The organism is Gillisia limnaea DSM 15749 (assembly GCF_000243235.1).
Lineage (GTDB): Bacteria > Bacteroidota > Bacteroidia > Flavobacteriales > Flavobacteriaceae > Gillisia > Gillisia limnaea.
The window spans coordinates 1,369,622-1,389,705 of sequence record NZ_JH594606.1; the positions used below are offsets into that span (position 1 = coordinate 1,369,622).

Sequence of the window (20,084 nt, forward strand, 5' to 3'; positions counted from 1 at the left end):
ATTGTTTCCCCGTAAAATTTAGTATTTTAGCTTTACAAAAATTCATAGATGAGGTACCTCAATTCGATTGGTGAATACTTTTTAATGTTAAAGGGCGTATTTGGCAGAATGACCAAACGATCTGTTTTAAAAGAGCTTATATTCAAAGAGATAGATCAACTTATTATTGGCTCATTAGGCATCGTTGCTTTTCTATCCTTTTTTATTGGTGGTGTTGTTGCCCTGCAAACGGCATTAAACCTTAACAATCCCTTAATTCCAAAAACCCTGATTGCATTTGCTGCAAGGCAATCGATTATTCTTGAATTCTCCCCTACATTTATCTCTATTATTATGGCTGGGAAAGTAGGGTCTTTTATAACATCCAGCATTGGCTCTATGAGGGTTACAGAACAAATAGATGCCCTGGAAGTCATGGGAGTGAATTCTCTCAATTATTTGATTTTTCCTAAAATCATTGCAATGCTCACATATCCCTTTGTGATTGCCTTATCTATGTTTTTGGGGATAGTAGGAGCTTATTCTGCTGCCGTACTTGGTGGTTTTGTTGGAGCCGAAGAATTCATCGAAGGACTTCAAACCGATTTTGAAGGCTTTCAATTATTTTACGCATTTTTTAAAACCTTTCTGTTTGCATTAATTCTTGCAACCATTCCTGCTTACCATGGTTATTATATGACTGGTGGATCCCTGGAGGTAGGAAAGGCCAGCACCACTTCATTCGTGTGGACCAGTGTGGTCATTATCGTTACCAATTATATTGTAACCCAATTATTACTTAGCTAATGATAGAGATTAAAAATTTAAAAAAGAGATTTGGGGACGAAGAGATTTTAAAAGGAATTGACTTTGTTTTTGAGACCGGCAAAACCAATCTTGTCATTGGCCAATCCGGATCAGGAAAAAGTGTCCTTTTGAAATGTATGTTGGGACTTTTCACGCCAGAGGAGGGAACTATTGAATACGATGGCAATTCTTATTCAGATTTTACCGATGAAGAAAAGCGGGCACTTAGGCAGGAAATAGGAATGTTATTTCAGGGAGGGGCTTTGTTTGATTCCATGACAGTGGAAGAGAATGTTATGTTTCCGTTAAGAATGTTCACGAAAAAAAGAAAGAAGGATTTGCACGAAAGGGTGAATGAGGTCTTGAAAAGAGTTAACCTGGAAGATTCGGCAAAAAAATTCCCTTCAGAAATAAGTGGAGGAATGCAAAAAAGGGTTGCCATAGCCCGTGCAATAGTTAATAAACCTAAATATTTGTTTTGTGATGAGCCAAATTCCGGTCTGGATCCACATACGGCAACCATTATAGACAACCTTATTCACGATATCACCGTAGAATACGATATCACTACTGTAATTATTACCCACGACATGAATTCCTTACTGGAAATTGGAGAGAATATAGCTTTTCTAAAAGACGGAGTATTGGCATGGAAAGGTGACAAAACCCAAATTTTCAAAACCGATGACAAAACGGTAACAGATTTCGTTTACACATCCGATTTATTTAAAAAAGTGCGGGAAGCGCAAAATCAGGGTCTCTAATTAATTCAGGGATTTTACCGCCAGGGTATCTAGTTTTAACCTAAGGGTTAACCATTTCTGAATTTTTTCAGCCTCGGCATTTTTTATTCTACTATTAATATTTTGTTTCCAGGTGATATTAAATGTGGGAATTGTATCTATTTTTGAAAAGTTAGTAGAAATCATATTAGCAAAGCTCAAATTGGATATATTAGAATAATTCACTTTTACTTCCTCGCTAATCTCTTTAAATGAAAAATCCCCCTGCTTATATTTGAGCAACTCATTTTCTAAAAGTGAAATTTTGGAATCTTTATTTTCAATTACTTCCTGATTCTTTACATACAAATCCTCCAGAATCCCAGTTCGAACCTGGGTAGACAGCAAGGCCATATCACCATTTGCACCGGAACCCTGATGCACGATAAGCGTAGATTCATTAAGAGCTTTGACATCCTTTAATTGTTCTTTCCAGGTTTGAATGGTTTCTTCAGGCACCGGAGCCCCTATTAAATAAACCTCAATCTCATTTTTATTATAATCCAGAGCAGTTTTAATTTTCTCTGTTCCGGTATACCGTACAACTTCCGTCAGGAATTCCTTCGCACTCGTTTCAAAAAATTGTTTCTGTAAAAGGTTTACAAAAAGAATAATACTCGGGATCATTACAATAATAGCGATCGTGGATGCAATTTGGGCCGTGCGCTTTCTTCTTTTACTGTTTACATATTTTACCAAAGGAAAATTAAGCAGTTTAGAGACTACAAATGTAGTAAGCGCTATAAAGACAGCGTTAATGGAAAAGAGGTAGATTGCCCCCCCTGCATATGCCCAGTTTCCAATTGCAAGACCATAACCAACGGTACACAAAGGAGGCATAAGTGCCGTCGCGATAGCTACTCCAAAAATCACACTTGCAATGGTGCCCCTTTTTGTTTTAGCTACAATCAAAGCCAGTCCACCAAATATGGCTACCAGTACATCCAAAATTGTAGGATATGTCCGGGCGATTAATTCCGGGGTTTCTTCTGTTATTGGAGAAATCAAAAAATAGATGTAGGCTGTTAATACACTAAGAAATACCATCACCCCAAGATTGATAAAAGATTTTTTTAAAGTCTCCACATCATTGATGGCTACAGATAATCCTACACCCACAATAGGTCCCATAAGAGGAGAAATAAGCATCGCTCCAATCACAACCGCGGTACTGCTTACGTTTAAACCTATAGAGGCCACAAATATGGAAAAGATTAGGATCCACGCATTATGCCCTTTAAAGGAAATATCCTTTTTAATAGCTTCTAAAGTTGATTCTCTATCGGTATCATGCCTTATATCCAGCAATTCTGATACAAATGCCTTAACACTTACCCATATCCCACCTACCTGTGAAAACTCATTTTTTTTAGGATCCTGTAGCGGAGTTTCACTACTGAAATTATCCTTATTTTCCATATTTATCCTAAATTTTCACCAAATTTCTCCATCACTTTGCTCCTGATCTCTTTGATCTCCTGTTCCTTTTCTTTTGGAACAATCATTAAAACTTCCATATCATCCACTATAATATAATCATCAAGCCCATCTACGACTACCACTTTTGGCTTGTGGGTATAGATTAAATTCCTTTTTGAGCCCATTGGAAATAAATGAGCGCTTATTACTGCATTTTCATCTTTGTCCTTTGCAAGTTCTTGATATAATGCCCCCCAGGTCCCAAGGTCATTCCAGTCAAATGAAGCCGGTTTCACACGTACGGCATCCGATTTTTCCATTACTGCATAATCAACAGAAATATTCTGGGTTTCCGGATATGTTTCTTCAATAAATTCTTCTTCCTCAGTACTGTTCAGTTTTTCGATTCCTTTTTCAAAAAGCCCTAGCATTTCCGGCTGATACTTTGAAAATGAATCAATAATAAAGGAAACCTTCCAAATAAAAATTCCTGCATTCCATAAATAATTCCCTTCTTCAAGGAATTTTTTGGCGTTACGAAGGCTCGGCTTTTCAGTGAATTTATCTACTCTATAAAAACTTTTACCTTCTTCTTTTTCATATTTAATATATCCAAATCCTGTATTGGGAGTAGTAGGTTTAATTCCAAGAGTGATCAATATATTTTCACGGGAAGCCTCTTCAAACGACTTTTTTATATCCTTGATAAAATTTTCCTGTTGTTGTATCCAGTGATCACTGGGAATAACCACCATCACCGCATTCTCATTCTGCTTATTGATCTTTAATGCGGACAACAATATACACGGTGCGGTGTTGCGCAATGCAGGTTCGAGTATAATTTGAGCAGTAGTAATGTTGGGCAATTGCTCCTTTACAAGATCCAGGTAACTTTGATTGGTAAGAATAAGGATGTTTTCCCTTGGAACCACATGTGCGAGCCGCTTAAATGTGCGCTGTAGCAAGGTTTCCCCGGAACCCATCATATCGTGGAATTGTTTTGGAAACGCAGCAGTACTTACCGGCCAAAACCTGGAACCCACTCCTCCGGCCATTATTACCGCATAATAATCCTTATTATAATTATCCATTCTAATAAATTTAAAATTGAAGAAAACCTTACCCTACCAACAATTCCACCTGGGCATTAGGCTGGAAAAGATATACCTTTCCTGTTTCCACTTCAAGACATTCATATCGTTTCCTGAGCTTTTGGCCTTTTTTAAAAACTTTTCCATTATAAATTTTGAACAGTCCTCCGGTGGGAAGCTCAAAAATATAATTTTTGTCATTCTCGGGGTCAAATTTTTTGAGGGCTACAGAAAGGTGTGCATCTGTATCACTGCTTGCCTTCGGGTTTTTAAAATGATTTGCAATTATTGGTAACAATTGAATTGGAAAAATCTCAGGTCTTATAAATGGCAACATCATTTGCTGAAACGTAAATTTCCACTCATTCCCATGTGGTTTAATAGCTCTTCCAAATCTCTCAAATGCCAATAAATGGGATATCTCATGGATTAAAGTTATTAGAAACCTGTATTCATTCAAATTGGCATTTACAGTTATTTGATGAATTCCATCGGGCATTCTTCTATAATCTCCATGTCGTGTTACCCGCTCGTTTACAATTTTGAGATGGACCCGATGTTCCTTGACCATCTCAAAAACGGGAGATACTGCATGACTTGGAAGGTATTTTTCTAATATATCACTCATCCATTTTTTACCTAGGGAGTACTATTGGAAACCTGTAACAGTTTTCCGTTGTAATATTTATTCGCTGTTAAACTAAAATCTACAATATACTGTGCCATTTCCTCTGCCTTTATCGGTGCATTATATCCCGGAAAAGCCTCTTCCAGCATTTCGGTTTGCACGGCACCAAGAGCAAGTACATTAAATGAGGGACCGTCCTCTTTATATTCTTCAGCCAGCATTTCTGTAAGGCTAATAAGCGCTCCTTTGCTTGAGCTATAAGCAGAAAGTCCCGGAAACTTCATACTCCCCTGTACTCCACCCATACTGCTAATATTCACAACATGTCCGGCTTTATCCATGAAGGGAAGAAGTTTTTGAATTAATCCAACTACTCCAAACACATTGGTGTCATAAATCCTTTTAAACTCCTCCATACTGGATTCTTTAAAAGGTTTATTAAGAATTGCTCCGGCATTGTTGACCAATACATCTACTCTTTTCCATTTTGACTGAACAAATCCATAAACCTCCTGCAAGGAATCTTCCTTGGTGATATCGCAGGATAAAGCAGTTACATTTTCAAGTTCCAATTCTTGCACAGGCTGAATGTTTCTGGATAAAGCCAACACCTTATGTCCTGTATTTGTAAATAATTTTACCATTTCCAGCCCTATTCCGCGGCTGGCACCAGTAATTACTATATGCTTCATTATTAATTGAGTTTTATTTCTTTCTCTGAAGTATTTGTCATTTTAAGCAGTCCTGGGATAACTTTTTCAATGAGATTTGCCATATGAGAAATGTCCATTTTTTCGGCTTCATCAGAAACATGATGGTAATACTCATAATTGGTAAAATCAAATGTGCTTATGGTTTGAGCAGGCACCTTAAATTCCTCATAAAAAGAATAATTATCACTTCGTTTAAAAAGATTGTATTCTTTGGCTTGTGGCAAAAACCCAAGGATTTCAGCTTCAGAATATTCATTAAATTTTTCAGCTAAATTGGAATTTTCATATCCTGTTAGATAAGCAAGATGATCTTTACCTTCCATTGGAACTCCAATCATTTCGAAGTTTACCATCGCGTACAGGTCAAGATCTTCGGAATTTAAACGTTTAGATATATGCTTTGCGCCCTCTAACCCCATTTCTTCTGCAGAAAAAAGTATAAAAAGAAGGCTTCTTTTATTATTGTTCAATTTTGAAAATTGACTGGCCAGCTCCATTACGGCAACCGTTCCTGCAGCATTGTCATTAGCGCCATTTGCAATGGAATCATTACCCACAGCTTTGCCTATCCCAATATGGTCATAATGGGCACCCAGGATTATAAATTCCTTTTTCAGTTCCGGATCGTTTCCTTCCAGAAAACCAATGACGTTAAAACCGGTTCTATCGGCAACTTCAAAAGAATCCCTGTAGGTTTCATAGTAAGGTTTAATATTGTTTTCTTTGAAAAAGGCTTCGATATAACCCGCAGCTTTATCAATTCCCTCAGTACCGGTTTGACGTCCCTTTAGTTCATCTGAAGCTAGGAATTCCAGTTTTTCTTTTACCGATGATTCGCTTATTGTAATATCAGAAAGAGTTGTGCTTTGAATATTTTCTGAAATTATCACTTTATCATTATTAGAATTCTTTGCAGAATTACAGGAGCCTAATGTGATCAAGGCCGCAAATACACTAATTTTAAATATATTTTTTCTCATAAAGTTAAAGATAAAAAAATCCCGCCATAGAGCGGGATTTTGTATAGATTTATTCCGATTTTGAAAAATATTTAAGCAAGCATTGTTACCGGGTTTTCCAGGTAGTTTTTTAAAGTCTGAAGAAATGCTGCTCCAGTCGCTCCATCTACGGTCCTGTGATCGCAGGCCAGAGTAACTTTCATGGTATTTCCAACAACTATTTGACCGTTCATCACAACTGGCTTTTCCACGATAGCTCCTACAGAAAGTATTGCTGAATTGGGTTGATTTATGATACTAGTAAATTCAGTAATTCCAAACATTCCAAGATTTGAAACCGTAAATGTACTTCCTTCCATTTCCTGGGGTTGTAGTTTTTTATTCCGTGCTTTCCCTGCAAGATCCTTTACATTGGCTCCAATTTGAGTCATAGACATTTGATCTGCATATTTAAGCACAGGCACTACAAGTCCATCTTCTACCGCTACAGCCACACCCATATGGATATGCTTCGCAATTTTCGTGTTCTCCCCTGTCCATTGTGAATTAACCCTTGGATGTTTTCGCAGCGCCATAGCCGAAGCTTTGATCACCATATCATTAAAGGATACTTTCACATCTGGCAATTCATTGATCTGTACTCTTGAAGCCATTGCTATCATCATGTTCACCTCGATAGTAAGGTAATAATGAGGAGCAGTAAATTTAGATTCCCCCAATCGTTTCGCAATGGTTTTGCGCATTTGAGAATTTTTTATATCCTCAAATTCCTCTTCCCCGGCAGGGACATACGGTTTGACGGCAGGTTTTTCAGCTGCCGTTTTCTCTGCGGTCGCAGGTGCTGAAGCTGTTTTTTCTGAAGGCTTATAGCTTTCAATATCTTTTTTGACAATACGGCCATTTTCACCGGAACCATCAATATCGGCCAGATCGAAACCTTTGTCCTCGGCCATCTTTTTGGCAAGAGGAGAAACAAAGATTCGACCACCATCCTTTGTTTTCGTTTCTTTTTTGCTTTCTTCTGAAGTATCCTTATCAGAATTAGCTGACTCTTCTTCTTTGGCTTTTGAAGATTTTTCTTTTGGTGCGCCAGAAGATTTACCAATATTAGAAACATCGGTTCCTTCGGGACCAATTATCGCCAGAAGGCTATCCACTTTAGCGGTTTCACCTTCCTGGATTCCAATTTTAAGAAGCACGCCATCGTAGAAAGATTCAAATTCCATCGTAGCTTTATCTGTTTCAATTTCAGCTAAAATATCACCTTCCTCTACTTTATCACCTTCTTTCTTGATCCATTTAGCAACTGTACCCTCTTCCATGGTATCACTCAATCGCGGCATGTTGATAACCTCGACCCCTTCAGGGATATCTCCGGCACCAGACTCTTCATCAGACTCTTCATCAGACTCGTCATCAGAATCAGTTTCCTCAGTTTTCTTCTCAGATTTATCTTCTTTTTTTGCTTTTGGCGCTTCGCTGGATTTATCTTCAGATTTTTCACCACCTTTTAACAATGCAGAAATATCCTCGCCTTCTTCACCAATAATGGCTAAAAGTGTATCTACAGGAGCTGTTTCCCCTTCCTCGATACCAATGTGCAGCAAAACTCCATCATAAAAGGACTCGAATTCCATCGTGGCCTTATCAGTTTCAATTTCAGCTAAAATATCGCCTTCTTCTACTTTATCCCCTTTTTTCTTCAGCCATTTTGCGACCACACCTTCTTCCATGGTGTCGCTCAATCTCGGCATATTTATAACTTCAGCCATAATTTACTCTATTTTAGTTGATAAGAATGGATAATCCTTTTGCTCATAAACCACATCATACATCACATTTTTATCCGGGTAATCAGATTCATCAGCGAATTTTTCGCACTCGCTCACTAAATCCTTTACACGCTTATCTATTTCTTTGATCTCCTTATCTGTGGCGTATTTTTTATCTTTTATAACATCCAGTACCTGGGTAATTGGATCGATTTTCTGATACTCTGCTACCTCATCTTTTGTTCGGTATTTTTGGGCATCACTCATAGAATGACCTCTATACCGGTACGTCTTCAATTCCAAAAATGTAGGACCATCTCCCTTACGAGCTCTGGTTATGGCCTCATCCATAGCCTCTGCAACTTTTACAGGATTCATCGCATCTACAGGACCACAAGGCATTTCATAACCATTTCCTAATTTCCAGATTTCGGTACTCTTTGAAGTACGGGCTACAGATGTACCCATTGCATAACCATTATTTTCTACACAGAACACTACCGGCAAATTCCAATTAACGGCCATATTCAAAGTTTCATGAAGAGCACCCTGCCTGGCGGCACCATCGCCCAAAAAAGTTAGGGTTACCGCATCCCGTTTAAAATATTTATCCGCAAATGCAAGACCTGCTCCCAAAGGAATTTGTCCACCTACAATTCCGTGACCTCCATAAAAGCGGTGTTCTTTAGAAAAGATGTGCATAGAACCCCCCAATCCCTGGGAAGTACCGGTCTTTTTTCCGTAAAGTTCTGCCATCACACGTCTTGGATCAACACCCATACCAATAGGTTGTACGTGGTTCCTATAGGCTGTGATCATTTTATCTTTGGTAAGATCCATAGCGTGTAAAGATCCGGCCAAAATAGCTTCCTGACCGTTGTACAAGTGCAGGAACCCCCTTACTTTTTGCTGAATATAAACCTGCGCCAGTTTATCTTCAAACTTGCGCCAAAACAGCATATCCTCGTACCACTTTAAATAGGTGGCTTTGGTAATTTTCTTCATTTACAAATAAATTTAAGACCGGACAGTGGATTTTGTCTGGCGGATAACAAAAATACTATTTTCAGTAAGAATGGAAAACAGTTTTAATATTAAAAAAACGAAAACGTTATAGAAAGGTATTATCGAAGGCTAATGGCAGTAAATTCTTTAAAGATTCAGACCTTACAACTTTTCCGCTCGCGCCCATAAAATACATCTCTATAGGTTCATCCTGTTTGACCTCATACTCGGCAATAGCCTGGCGGCAGGCTCCACAGGGTGGCACAGGAGTAATCATGCTGTGCATTAAGGATTTGGCAGAGATCACAAGTGTTTTGATTATTGCATCAGGATATTTGGCGTTCGCATAATAAATCGCAGTACGCTCTGCACAAAGTCCTGAAGGATACGAAGCATTTTCCTGGTTGCTTCCGGTAATAATTTCACTATTATCCAACAATATCGCAGCTCCCACGTGGAATTTTGAATAAGGAGCATACGCCTTATCCCTCGCCTCTATGGCCGCTTCCATTAATTCTTTTATTTCTGCAGGAATGTCTTCGAAAGAATCGTAGATATCCAAATTAGAAGTAATCGTAATTGATTTCATTAAATATTTTTTTCGCAGCCCCCTGAATTCAGACTTATATAGAATAAAGTAAGGTAGGAAACTATAACTTAGACCTACTAATAATCTGCATATTGTTCACCAAAATTAAATGTCAATCCAAATCTTAGAGTTCCATCAAGCGGGCTGACGACATTAGAGGTAGAAAACAAATAAGAAATATCGATGATCACCGGAGCATATTTAAATCCCGCACCTATTGCGACAAACTTTCTTGAGCCTTTGGTATCGCTCTCATTAAAATATCCTGATCTTAGGGAAAAGGCTTCTCTAAAAACATACTCAGCCCCCAAAGCCCAGGTAATCTCTCTCATTTCTTCCCCAAAACCGCCCGGAGCATCTCCAAAAGATTTGAATATTCCCTGAATTGAACCTATATCATTATATCTTTGTTCATCCTCACGATCTATATCTCCATCCCCGTCAAAATCCTGAGGAGTTGGCACAAGCAGTTTATTAAATTCTACGTAGGTACCTAACTTGTTGTCCACATCAAAAATAAATTCAAATCCCGCACCGGTTTTTAAATTTGTAGGAATGAAATTTTCCTGTCCTACTTCGTCATATTTTATTTTTGGCCCAATATTGGAAATATTGGCACCTGCACGAAATATTCCGTCGAAATTGGAAAATACTATAGGCTGGGTTTGGTAAAATGCGGCGATATCAACTCCAAAAGTAGAGGCCGCAGTGGCATCTTCACTATTTACGGCAAGTTTTAGATCAGATCTAAGATACCTACCGGCAACTGCCATGGAAAAATCATCACTTAACCGCAAGGAATAAGAAAGGTCCAGGGTAAGCTCATTTGGACTAAGCAACAAAGGTTGCTCCTCAAAACCACCTTGGGTTTCAATAGATCCTAAACTGAAAAATCTTAAACTTGCCGCTAATGCGCTTCGCTCATCAAGTCTATTAAAATAAGTAAGGTTTCCTAAAAATATATCATTCACAATATTGCTTAAATAAGGAGTGTAGGAAACGCCTATTCCCTGTTTACTGTTTATAAAAGCAAATTTGGCTGGATTCCATTGTTGTGAAAATGCATCGGCAGAAGTTGCAACCCCCTGATCACCCATTCCTGCTCCCCGTGCATCTGCCGCGATCAACAAAAATGGAACTGCGGTTGTGATAACCCTATCTCTCTCCTCCTGCGTATACCCCGGAACATTCGATAATAAGGCAACCCCAAGGACTAAAAGTGTAATTTTTTTCATCACATTATTTAATGTTTAACAAATATATATTTTTATTCTTGTTAAGAGAATATCTCATATCAAATTCCAACTAAATTTAGTCAGAATATTTAAATAAGTTACTCTTTTATAACTATTATCCTTCTTAATTATTGCATATATTCACAATTAGCGCCGGCCATAGACAGGTTATTTGCTGAATTTTTAATTTAATTACAGTTCCAAGGGACGATAAACCGAATCACCTCTGCACTTATCGTAAAGAATATTAAGTATTTACATGTTTTCGAAACAAATAAAATATTCTTGTACTTTTGGCGTTAATTACTATATTGCAAAGCCTAAATTACTACATAAAGAGAACATAATATGAGGACGAATGTTGCCTTTAAAACACTATTGACTATCGCTATAGGCGCCAGTCTTTTCAGCTGTAACAAATCGAATAATTACAAAAATAACTCCCGTGCTACCGGTTGGGATATCAATTCCAAAGACGGTGGATTTCAGTACAATACAGATTATAAGGAACAGGAAACAGGGCCAGGCCTTGTCTTTGTAGAAGGTGGAACCTTCACTATGGGACGGGTTCAGGATGATGTGATGCATGACTGGAACAATACTCCAACCCAGCAACACATTCAGTCGTTTTACATGGATGAGACCGAGGTTACCAACATGATGTATATGGAATACCTGGACTGGTTGAAAAATGTATTTCCTCCCAGTCAGGAAAATTATAGAAATATTTACAACGGTGCAGTTCCGGATACTCTGGTGTGGAGGAATCGTTTAGGATTTAATGAAACCATGGTAAATAATTACCTGAGACATCCTGCCTATGCCAATTATCCGGTGGTAGGGGTTAGCTGGATCCAGGCAGCCGAATTCAGTAAATGGAGAACCAACCGCGTGAATGAATTAATGCTGGAGGACAAAGGATACATAAAAGAAGGAGCCCGATATAATGATATTGATGCAGCCACTACTTTTGACACTGAAACCTATTTAAATGCTCCATCAAAGGTTTATGGTGGAAATGATGAAATAACCAGAGGCGGAAAAAATGCAGATAAGCTAGGAACTGCATCCGACAGTGCAGAAGCCAAGAATATCTACATCCAGCGAAAAGATGGGGTGCTACTACCTGAATACAGACTTCCAACTGAAGCCGAATGGGAATATGCGGCATTAGGACTTGTAGGAATACGAAGCTATAATGTTTACCGCGGAAGAAAAAAATATCCCTGGGATGGACAATACACCAGATCCGGAGATGTAAAAAGACAAGGAGACCAACTTGCCAACTTCAAACAGGGTGCAGGAGATTATGGCGGAATTGCAGGTTGGAGTGACGATGGTGCCGATATTACTGCGGAAGTGAAATCTTACCAGGCCAATGATTTTGGATTATATGATATGGCAGGTAATGTTTCTGAATGGGTTGCAGATGTTTACAGACCTATAGTAGATGATGAATTCAACGATTTTAACTATTATCGCGGGAATGTTTACACTAAAAATGAAATTAATGATGATGGTACTGTAAAAATTGTTGCTCCTGATGGAGTTGTTTACGACACTTTGAGCAATGGAAAAATTGTAGCTCGTGCACTTCCCGGAGAAATAGCTCAGACTCCTATCACAGAAATGGATTCCTATTTAAGAACCAATTTTGATAAAAGTGATAACCGCGATTTTCGTGATGGTGACAAAAGTTCTTCCAGATACTACGAACCATTCAATGAAATATCCAGCCCTTCAAAAAGGATGTACAACTCTCCGCAGTTTGCAACTTCAACAGATAGTTTAGGGAATGTAAAACCTGAAAATGATAAAACAAAAAGAACCTCCCTTGTTAGTGACGAGGTAAGAGTATATAAAGGAGGCTCCTGGAGAGATAGAGCTTATTGGCTGGATCCTGCACAAAGAAGATATTTCCCTCAGGATATGGCCACCGATTACATTGGATTTAGAAATGCGATGTCCAGAGTTGGATCTAAATCAAAAAATGAAAATAAAACAGCAAGAAATTAAATTCTTGTAAACTTGTAAAAGACGGTTTAGGAAGTAAAGTTTTCGTTTAGCTGAATTCAGTTTGAAAATAATTGAAAAGGCTATCAAATTTTAAAACTCCGGTTTTAAAATTTGATATAAGACGAAAGCATAACTTTTTAAACCGTTTCTTTTTTTTATAATTTTAGCTGATGAAAATTGAAAAATTACACAAGCTTTTTCTTCAAAGTAATGGAATTGCTACAGACACACGTATCCTTAAAAGTGCTCAACTTTTTTTTGCTTTAAAAGGGGAAAATTTCGACGGAAATAAATTTGTTGATCAGGCACTGGAAAAAGGCGCCGGATATGTCGTTCTAGATGATCCCGAATTTTTAAAAAACGACAAATGCATTCTGGTGTCTGATGTTCTAGAAACCCTTCAGCAACTCGCCAGTTATCATAGAAAATATTTGGGAATCCCAATTTTGGCAATTACCGGGAGTAATGGGAAAACCACCAGCAAGGAACTTATTAATTTGGTTCTTTCAAGGAAATTCAATACAGTTGCCACTGCAGGCAATTTAAACAACCACATAGGGGTCCCGCTTAGCCTTTTGTCTATGAACAGCACAACAGAATTCGGCATCATAGAAATGGGCGCAAATCACGCCAAAGAGATTGAAAGGCTCTGCGGGATTGCTCAACCGGATTACGGCTACATCACAAACTTCGGAAAGGCGCACCTCGAGGGTTTTGGAAGCATTGAAGGAGTCGTAAAAGCTAAAAGTGAGCTTTATGAATATGTCAAAGCGCAGGGCAAACTACTCTTTCTAAATGCAGATGACCCAATTCAGCAAAATCACGTATCCTATAAAAACACATTTTCTTTTGGAACTTCTGGCAATGCAGATGTAGTTGTGGAATACAAAGATAATTTGCAAACAGCAGAGGTAATTCAGCAAGACATCGTCTACAAAAGCACTTTGACCGGATCATACAATTCAAGGAATATTGCCGCTGCAATTTGCATTGGACTCTATTTTAAAATACCGGCTGAGGAGATCGCGAATGCGATAGCCTGCTACAATGCACAAAACAATCGGTCGCAAATCGTGAAACTGGGAGCTATCACTTTATTAATGGATGCTTACAATGCTAATCCTACCAGTATGACCGCAGCACTGGAGAGCTTTCATAAATACCCGGCAGAAAACAAAACGGTAATTCTGGGCGATATGTTTGAATTGGGAGAAACTTCTGCAAAGGAACATCAGGAAATAGTAAACCTGGTAGAAACAATGAATTTTAACAGGGTCTTCCTTGTTGGAAGCAATTTCAATAATTCAAAGTGCCAAAATGAAAAAATGAAAAAATTCGAAAACTTTTCGCGTTTGGCAGAAGAAGTAAAAAAAACCAATTTTGGAAATTCCTATATCTTAGTAAAAGGGTCAAGGGGAATGGCACTGGAACGCATTCTGGATGTTTTGGAGTAAAAAAACAGTTTACGTATTTAAAATTTTACGAGACTACTATCAAAGAAGGAAAATCCAAGAAAGAAATTAATTTTTGTGGGTGATACTGGATTCGAACCAGCGACCCCTACCTTGTCGAGGTAGTGCTCTAAACCAACTGAGCTAATCACCCAAGAATTTTATTATATCACGAAGATATTAAAATTTAGCATCATTCCTGAAATGAAAAAAGCCATTGCTCCAATATTTTTGCCTGGTCCACAACAATCATGCTTGATCCGGAACCCCCGAAATCAATTCCTGAAATTTCTATGAAAACTCTTCAAACAAAAAAAGCTCCCTTTTCAGGAAGCTTTTTCTTAGGTGGGCAATGAGGGATTCGAACCCCCGACCCCCTCGGTGTAAACGAGGTGCTCTGAACCAACTGAGCTAATTGCCCGCTATCGCTTGATTGCGGATGCAAATATAGACTACTTTTTGAATACCACAAACAAAATTTAAAAAAAAATTAAATTATTTCTGCAACGGTAAAAGTACTGCCTCCAACATATATTACGTCATTCTTTTCTGCTTCAGACAAAGCTTTTAGATAGGCATTTGACACTGAAGAATATACACTTCCAATGAGTTTAAATTTCAATGCCTGATCACTCAAATAATCAGCATCCATTCCCCTTGGAACATTTGGACGACAAAAATAATATTTTGCCCCTCTTGGGAACAATGGAAGTATTTTTTCCAGATCCTTATCATTAACAACTCCAAGAACTATACGCAATTTCTTGAAATCCTCTTTTAATAATTGCTTTATCACATAAACTAGACCTTCGGCATTATGAGCTGTATCACATATCACCTTGGGGTTTGCTTGCAAAATATCCCATCGGCCACGCAATCCTGTATTTTTTTTAACCTTCAGCAGGCCTTTATAAATGTTTTCCTCAGAAATATTAAATCCGGTATTATTTAATTTCCGAATTGTTGTTACAACCGTCTGTATGTTTTTTACCTGGTACTCGCCTGTGAGGTCTGAAAAATAATTTTCAGAATTAAGATCTTCAGCAAAAATAATTTCTGAATTTAATCGCTTCGCAGTTTCACTAAAAACAACTTTGGTTTCCAACTGGTTTTCTCCAATCACAACAGGAATTCCGGGTTTGATAATACCTGCTTTTTCAAATGCGATCTCCTCCAGCGTATCCCCAAGCATTTGTACATGGTCCATCCCTATATTGGTGATTACAGAAAGGATTGGGGTGATAATATTTGTAGAATCCAGCCTTCCTCCCAATCCAACCTCTACGACCGCAATATCTACCTTCTCCCAACTAAAATGATCGAAAGCCATCCCAACGGTCATTTCAAAAAAGGAAAGTTTATGATCCTCTAAAAATGATCTGTTTTCATCTATGAAACGGGTCACGGTATCTTCAGGAATTTCTTCCCCATCAATCCGTATACGTTCTCTAAAATCCTTTAAATGAGGCGAAGTGTACAAACCCACTTTATATCCGGCTTCCTGCAATATCGACGCCAGCATATGACTGGTGGATCCTTTTCCATTGGTTCCGGCTACATGGATCGCTTTAAAATTAAAATGAGGGTTGCCCAGTTTTTCAGAAAAATCAAGAATATTGGTGAGGTTTTTTTTGAATGCATCGGCACCAATTCGCTGATACATTGGCAACTGCTGAAACATCCATTCCACAGTTTGAGAATAATCTGGCACTATTCAGACAATTTAAAGTTGTAGGTAATGGTTCCCACCTGCTTGGAAGGAGCTTTGGCATCGCTGTTAAATCTTGTTGCAAGGGCAGCACGCCTTGCAGGATCTGTCAAACAAGGAGCGTTATTGGTAGTTCCCTTAACACCCGGAATTGCTTTTGTAACCTGTCCGCTTTGATTTACTTCAATTTGAACAACTACAAGACCAGATTCATTACAATCCTGAATTATTCGTTCTTTATTCAAAGCACGTCTACCACCTAACCTGTAATTCCCATCTCCATCTAGTCCCATTCCATTTCCATAATAAGAACTGGCATTGGGATCTCCATCCCTGCTTCCTTTATCGCCGGCGGCCTGGTCATTACCTTCCCCGCCAGAGGCAGTTCCGTCACTTCTCGGACCATTTAAAATACTGCTAAGAGCATCGGAAGTAGATTTTTCGGGAGTTGGATCCGGTTGTTTTACTGGCTCCACTTTTTTAGGCTCTACAGGTTTTTGCTGCACAACAGGTTTTTTTTCTACTTTCTTTTGAATAACCGGGGCTTCATCAATTTCCTGGGTAACCACTTCTTCCACAACCGGTTTGGGCTGAGAAACAACCGGACTGGTGGTAGGTTTAGGAGCAGATTTAACCGGCTCTGTAGGCTGATTTTCTCCCGAACCAACTTCAGAAGTTCCAAAATTAATAGCGATTCCTCTTTCCGGTGGGGGATCCAGATATTTTAATCCGAAGAAAATCAACAATAAAATAAGCAACACGTGTAGGGTTACCGTGATGGCAAGAGATTTTTTTTCGTGTTTCGTATCTATAAGGCTCACTTATTTCTGGTTCTAAATTTTAATTAACCTTTTCAGGTTTCACCGCAAGTACTATTTTGTACCTGTTTCTATTTGCAATATCCATCACGTTCACCGCTTTTTCAATTGGCACACCTTCTTCAGCGCGTAAAATAATCGTTGGATCGTCCTCACCCGCCAATTTTTGCTTGAGCAGGCCTTCCAAAGCTGAACTACTCACCCGTTCATCATTGATATAAATTTGAAGGTCCTTCGTGATACTTACAGATAAGCTTTGAACATTGGTTGTTTTCCCACTTGCTTTTGGCAGGATTAAATCAAGAGCTTCCGGAGTAATCGCCGGAGATGTAAGCATAAAGAATATCAATAACAGGAAAACAATATCTGTCATTGAACTCATACTAAAATCGGCGCTAACTTTATTTCTACTTCTTAAATTCATATTAAGCAGGTTCGTTTAGCAGGTCAAGGAAATCTACCGCGGTAGCTTCCATTTGATGCACTACTTTGTCGGTTTTCACAACTAAATGATTATATCCTATATAGGCTATAATACCAACAATTAATCCGGCAACTGTGGTTGTCATCGCGGTATAAATACCCTCTGCAAGAACTCCCATTTCCGCCTGACCACTACTTGTAGCAAGGGCGTGAAATGCTAAAACCATACCAATTACAGTTCCAAGGAACCCAATCATTGGTGCAGCACCTGCAATTGTTGCCAGGATGCTCACATTTTTTTCAAGTTTATACACTTCCAGTCTTCCTGCATTTTCAATAGCCGTATTAATATCCTCCAACGGACTCCCAATTCTGGAAATCCCTTTTTGGGTCAATCGGGCCACAGGGGAATTTGTTTGGGCACATCTAATCTTAGCCGATTCGATATTCCCGTTCAAAACACTGTCCTTAATTTGCAGCATAAAATTTTGATCTACTTCCGTAGCGGCCTTAATTGCAAAAAGCCTTTCAAAATAAATGTACACTGCTACAAACAGTAAAATAAATAAAATACCGATAATAATCTGGCCGCCCAAGCCACCACTCATCATCAAATCAAACAACGAAAGGGTTTTTTCTTCTACGACCGGCTCTACCTCAAGGGCTGTTTGTGCCAGGTCATCCTGCTGGAAAAAGTATAGCATAAATTGATTTAGGTTTTTAAGTGTAACGTGAGAAACTATTTTTAATTGTAAAAAATTATATTATACAAGCTGTTTTAACGCAATTTCAAATGCAGTCCGGCTAATATTTGTCTTTGAACTATTATGATCGAAGGTATTTTGAATCGCATTCTTTATAGTAATGGAAGTATCATTAAAAATTGCCTCATCGGTCATTTGAACCTTGCGCTCCATGAAATACGCAAACACGCGGGCCATCCCACAATTTGCAATAAAATCTGGTATCACGCTTACTTTTTCATCTATATGCTCCATTACAGGACCAAAAAAGATTTCTTTATCTGAAAAAGGAACGTTTGCTCCGCTTGATATAACCTCTAGTCCGCCTTCTATAAGCTGCTCAACCTGAGATTGATTCACCAGTCTTGAACCTGCACAAGGCGCAAAAATTTCAGCATTTAAACTCCAAATTTTTTCATTCATTTCTTCAAATGGGATCAGGTTGGGGTGTTTTAAGGTATTCCCATCTTTGTTCAAAAACAAATCCTTGATCTCCTCAAAAGAGAAGCCGTCTTCATTTATTAATCCGCCAACTCTGTCTATAATACCTATAACTTTCACACCCATTTGCGAAAGATAAAATGCTGCAGCAGAGCCTACATTACCAAAGCCCTGCACGATCGCTCTTTTCCCAACGAGGTCACCCCCGTAAATATCATAAAAATGTTTTACCGCTTCGGCAACACCGTACCCGGTTATCATATCGGCAACCGTATATTTTCTGCTTATATCCGGAGAAAACTGCGAATTTTCCAGAACTTTGATCACTCCGTGTCGCAATTGACCAATCCGGTTGATCTTATCGGCTTCACTTGGCTGAAAATGACCATTGAAGACTCCTTCCTGAGGATGCCATACCCCACATTCTTCTGTTATTGGAATAACCTCATTGATTTCATCAACATTCATGTCTCCACCTGTACCGTAATAACTCTTTAATAAAGGGGCAACCGCCTTGTACCAGCGCTCTAAAACGCCTCTTTTCCTTGGATCGGCAGGATCAAAATTGATTCCTGATTTTGCACCTCCAATAGCCGGGCCGGAAACGGTGAATTTTACTTCCATGGTTTTAGCAAGGGAAAGCACCTCATTCATGTCCAGGCCTTTTCTCATGCGGGTTCCCCCGCCAGCAGCACCACCCCGTAAGGAATTTATAACAGTCCAGCCTTCAGCTTCAGTTTCACGGTCTTTCCAGTTAAAAACTATTTCAGGTGGTTTGTTTTCGTATAAATTCAGTAATTCTTTCATGTATTATTCAGTTTGTCCGCAAATATAAAAAACTAACCGCCCCCTTTCCTGATAAATTGGGAATTTTAAGGAATAAAAATCACTCCTCACCTACCTGTGTTTTTAATGACCAAATTCCGCTTTAATAAATATTGAACAAGACAATTAATGCATTGTAAAGCGCATGGATAAGAATCACCTGAAAAAGGCTCTTATTAGTATAATACAGGTAGGCTGTTGCCAATCCAAATATAAAATGAGTAATTATAAAAGTTGGGAAATGTAAAATCCAGAAGTAAAACGCGATAATCAAAATAACCCAAAGCCTATTATTTAATAGTTTTTTAAGGTTATCCAGTAATATTCTTTTACTGAAAAACTCTTCCATTATAGGAACCATTACCACTGAAGATAAAATTTGATATCCAGAAAAACTTCCTTTGGTGTTGTTGCCAATAAGTACCTTTTCTATATAAAAACAGCCAAATAGGACAACAGCCAGTAGGAAACTTGTAAGTACTTGTTTGGCATCGAAAAACCATTTTCCTTTCTTGAAATGTACATCGCATATTTTTATTGACAGAACAATAACAATAATATATGTTAAATCAGTTGTTGCAGAAACACTAAAATCTTGCAGAAAAAAAGTGGCTATTAAAATTAAAACCAATGCTAAAACTGGCAACAACAAGGCTAAAAAGAGCAGTTTTAATGTCATT

The 20,084-nt window shown here is 38.4% G+C and carries 19 protein-coding genes and 2 tRNA genes; 4 read left to right on the forward strand and 17 right to left on the reverse strand.

The genetic code is table 11. From position 1 onward, the window contains the following. The first annotated feature begins 48 nt into the window (after positions 1-48). Positions 49-786 carry an MlaE family ABC transporter permease gene (locus GILLI_RS07960; RefSeq protein ID WP_006988586.1) on the forward strand — a complete coding sequence of 246 codons (738 nt, stop codon included), beginning with the start codon at positions 49-51 and terminating at the stop codon, positions 784-786. Continuing rightward, positions 786-1,550 (forward strand): ABC transporter ATP-binding protein, encoded by a 765-nt coding sequence (locus GILLI_RS07965; protein ID WP_006988587.1) that lies wholly within the window; start codon positions 786-788, stop codon positions 1,548-1,550. Before GILLI_RS07960 ends, GILLI_RS07965 begins: the two co-directional genes overlap by 1 nt. On the opposite strand, the gene GILLI_RS07970 is transcribed toward GILLI_RS07965, so the two are convergent. The 9 genes from GILLI_RS07970 to porV form a co-directional block, all read right to left on the reverse strand. Next, entirely contained in the window at positions 1,551-2,987 is a 1,437-nt protein-coding gene (locus tag GILLI_RS07970; RefSeq protein WP_006988588.1) for a DUF389 domain-containing protein, read from the reverse strand. Between the two features lie 2 nt (positions 2,988-2,989). Then, positions 2,990-4,078 carry a mannose-1-phosphate guanylyltransferase gene (locus GILLI_RS07975; protein WP_006988589.1) on the reverse strand — a complete coding sequence of 363 codons (1,089 nt, stop codon included), beginning with the start codon at positions 4,076-4,078 and terminating at the stop codon, positions 2,990-2,992. Between the two features lie 28 nt (positions 4,079-4,106). Next, positions 4,107-4,706: a SprT-like domain-containing protein gene (locus GILLI_RS07980; protein WP_006988590.1), complete on the reverse strand. Its 600-nt coding sequence runs from the start codon at positions 4,704-4,706 to the stop codon at positions 4,107-4,109. 11 nt (positions 4,707-4,717) lie between these two features. Next, positions 4,718-5,398: an SDR family NAD(P)-dependent oxidoreductase gene (locus GILLI_RS07985; protein WP_006988591.1), complete on the reverse strand. Its 681-nt coding sequence runs from the start codon at positions 5,396-5,398 to the stop codon at positions 4,718-4,720. Positions 5,399-5,400: 2 nt separating this feature from the next. After that, the gene (locus GILLI_RS07990; protein WP_006988592.1) at positions 5,401-6,399 is read right to left on the reverse strand and encodes a M20/M25/M40 family metallo-hydrolase; all 999 of its coding nucleotides are present in this window, start codon (positions 6,397-6,399) and stop codon (positions 5,401-5,403) included. A 71-nt stretch (positions 6,400-6,470) separates the two neighbouring features. Then, positions 6,471-8,150, reverse strand: coding sequence for a pyruvate dehydrogenase complex dihydrolipoamide acetyltransferase (locus tag GILLI_RS07995; RefSeq protein ID WP_006988593.1), 1,680 nt, complete (start codon positions 8,148-8,150; stop codon positions 6,471-6,473). A 3-nt stretch (positions 8,151-8,153) separates the two neighbouring features. Beyond that, positions 8,154-9,155: a pyruvate dehydrogenase (acetyl-transferring) E1 component subunit alpha gene (pdhA, locus tag GILLI_RS08000; protein ID WP_006988594.1), complete on the reverse strand. Its 1,002-nt coding sequence runs from the start codon at positions 9,153-9,155 to the stop codon at positions 8,154-8,156. A gap of 106 nt (positions 9,156-9,261) precedes the next feature. Beyond that, positions 9,262-9,744 (reverse strand): cytidine deaminase, encoded by a 483-nt coding sequence (gene cdd, locus GILLI_RS08005; RefSeq protein WP_006988595.1) that lies wholly within the window; start codon positions 9,742-9,744, stop codon positions 9,262-9,264. 77 nt (positions 9,745-9,821) lie between these two features. Beyond that, a complete protein-coding gene (gene porV / locus GILLI_RS08010) occupies positions 9,822-10,979 on the reverse strand; it encodes a type IX secretion system outer membrane channel protein PorV (protein ID WP_006988596.1) in 1,158 nt (385 codons plus the stop codon). A 348-nt stretch (positions 10,980-11,327) separates the two neighbouring features. On the opposite strand from porV, the gene gldJ reads away from it, so the two are divergent. Both gldJ and GILLI_RS08020 read left to right on the forward strand, forming a co-directional pair. Beyond that, positions 11,328-12,995 carry a gliding motility lipoprotein GldJ gene (gene gldJ, locus GILLI_RS08015; RefSeq protein WP_006988597.1) on the forward strand — a complete coding sequence of 556 codons (1,668 nt, stop codon included), beginning with the start codon at positions 11,328-11,330 and terminating at the stop codon, positions 12,993-12,995. 170 nt (positions 12,996-13,165) lie between these two features. Beyond that, the gene (locus GILLI_RS08020; protein ID WP_006988598.1) at positions 13,166-14,449 is read left to right on the forward strand and encodes a UDP-N-acetylmuramoyl-tripeptide--D-alanyl-D-alanine ligase; all 1,284 of its coding nucleotides are present in this window, start codon (positions 13,166-13,168) and stop codon (positions 14,447-14,449) included. A 76-nt stretch (positions 14,450-14,525) separates the two neighbouring features. On the opposite strand, the gene GILLI_RS08025 is transcribed toward GILLI_RS08020, so the two are convergent. The 8 genes from GILLI_RS08025 to GILLI_RS08060 all read right to left on the reverse strand — a co-directional run bounded on the left by GILLI_RS08025 (position 14,526) and on the right by GILLI_RS08060 (position 20,083). After that, positions 14,526-14,600, reverse strand: a tRNA-Val gene (locus GILLI_RS08025). Between the two features lie 192 nt (positions 14,601-14,792). Beyond that, positions 14,793-14,867 (reverse strand) — tRNA-Val (locus tag GILLI_RS08030). 69 nt (positions 14,868-14,936) lie between these two features. Beyond that, a complete protein-coding gene (locus GILLI_RS08035) occupies positions 14,937-16,157 on the reverse strand; it encodes a bifunctional folylpolyglutamate synthase/dihydrofolate synthase (RefSeq protein WP_006988599.1) in 1,221 nt (406 codons plus the stop codon). After that, positions 16,157-16,975, reverse strand: a complete 819-nt coding sequence (locus GILLI_RS08040) for an energy transducer TonB (protein ID WP_006988600.1) — start codon at positions 16,973-16,975, stop codon at positions 16,157-16,159. Before GILLI_RS08040 ends, GILLI_RS08035 begins: the two co-directional genes overlap by 1 nt. A gap of 19 nt (positions 16,976-16,994) precedes the next feature. Continuing rightward, positions 16,995-17,396, reverse strand: a complete 402-nt coding sequence (locus GILLI_RS08045; protein ID WP_006988601.1) for an ExbD/TolR family protein — start codon at positions 17,394-17,396, stop codon at positions 16,995-16,997. A 1-nt stretch (position 17,397) separates the two neighbouring features. Continuing rightward, positions 17,398-18,099 carry a MotA/TolQ/ExbB proton channel family protein gene (locus GILLI_RS08050; protein WP_006988602.1) on the reverse strand — a complete coding sequence of 234 codons (702 nt, stop codon included), beginning with the start codon at positions 18,097-18,099 and terminating at the stop codon, positions 17,398-17,400. Positions 18,100-18,159: 60 nt separating this feature from the next. Beyond that, a complete protein-coding gene (locus GILLI_RS08055) occupies positions 18,160-19,386 on the reverse strand; it encodes a Glu/Leu/Phe/Val dehydrogenase dimerization domain-containing protein (protein ID WP_006988603.1) in 1,227 nt (408 codons plus the stop codon). Positions 19,387-19,507: 121 nt separating this feature from the next. Beyond that, a complete protein-coding gene (locus tag GILLI_RS08060) occupies positions 19,508-20,083 on the reverse strand; it encodes a CPBP family intramembrane glutamic endopeptidase (RefSeq protein ID WP_006988604.1) in 576 nt (191 codons plus the stop codon). Position 20,084: the final 1 nt, after the last annotated feature.

What these genes read in the sequence shown, in the direction of transcription:
- GILLI_RS08055 (WP_006988603.1), bottom strand. Translation starts at nt 19,386, where the DNA reads ATGAAAGAATTACTGAATTTATACGAAAACAAACCACCTGAAATAGTT.
- GILLI_RS07975 (WP_006988589.1), bottom strand. Translation starts at nt 4,078, where the DNA reads ATGGATAATTATAATAAGGATTATTATGCGGTAATAATGGCCGGAGGA.
- GILLI_RS07995 (WP_006988593.1), bottom strand. Translation starts at nt 8,150, where the DNA reads ATGGCTGAAGTTATAAATATGCCGAGATTGAGCGACACCATGGAAGAA.
- cdd (WP_006988595.1), bottom strand. Translation starts at nt 9,744, where the DNA reads ATGAAATCAATTACGATTACTTCTAATTTGGATATCTACGATTCTTTC.
- GILLI_RS07985 (WP_006988591.1), bottom strand. Translation starts at nt 5,398, where the DNA reads ATGAAGCATATAGTAATTACTGGTGCCAGCCGCGGAATAGGGCTGGAA.
- GILLI_RS07965 (WP_006988587.1), top strand. Translation starts at nt 786, where the DNA reads ATGATAGAGATTAAAAATTTAAAAAAGAGATTTGGGGACGAAGAGATT.
- porV (WP_006988596.1), bottom strand. Translation starts at nt 10,979, where the DNA reads ATGAAAAAAATTACACTTTTAGTCCTTGGGGTTGCCTTATTATCGAAT.
- pdhA (WP_006988594.1), bottom strand. Translation starts at nt 9,155, where the DNA reads ATGAAGAAAATTACCAAAGCCACCTATTTAAAGTGGTACGAGGATATG.
- GILLI_RS07990 (WP_006988592.1), bottom strand. Translation starts at nt 6,399, where the DNA reads ATGAGAAAAAATATATTTAAAATTAGTGTATTTGCGGCCTTGATCACA.
- GILLI_RS08060 (WP_006988604.1), bottom strand. Translation starts at nt 20,083, where the DNA reads ATGACATTAAAACTGCTCTTTTTAGCCTTGTTGTTGCCAGTTTTAGCA.
- GILLI_RS07970 (WP_006988588.1), bottom strand. Translation starts at nt 2,987, where the DNA reads ATGGAAAATAAGGATAATTTCAGTAGTGAAACTCCGCTACAGGATCCT.
- GILLI_RS08020 (WP_006988598.1), top strand. Translation starts at nt 13,166, where the DNA reads ATGAAAATTGAAAAATTACACAAGCTTTTTCTTCAAAGTAATGGAATT.
- GILLI_RS08045 (WP_006988601.1), bottom strand. Translation starts at nt 17,396, where the DNA reads ATGAATTTAAGAAGTAGAAATAAAGTTAGCGCCGATTTTAGTATGAGT.
- GILLI_RS08050 (WP_006988602.1), bottom strand. Translation starts at nt 18,099, where the DNA reads ATGCTATACTTTTTCCAGCAGGATGACCTGGCACAAACAGCCCTTGAG.
- GILLI_RS07960 (WP_006988586.1), top strand. Translation starts at nt 49, where the DNA reads ATGAGGTACCTCAATTCGATTGGTGAATACTTTTTAATGTTAAAGGGC.
- GILLI_RS07980 (WP_006988590.1), bottom strand. Translation starts at nt 4,706, where the DNA reads ATGAGTGATATATTAGAAAAATACCTTCCAAGTCATGCAGTATCTCCC.
- gldJ (WP_006988597.1), top strand. Translation starts at nt 11,328, where the DNA reads ATGAGGACGAATGTTGCCTTTAAAACACTATTGACTATCGCTATAGGC.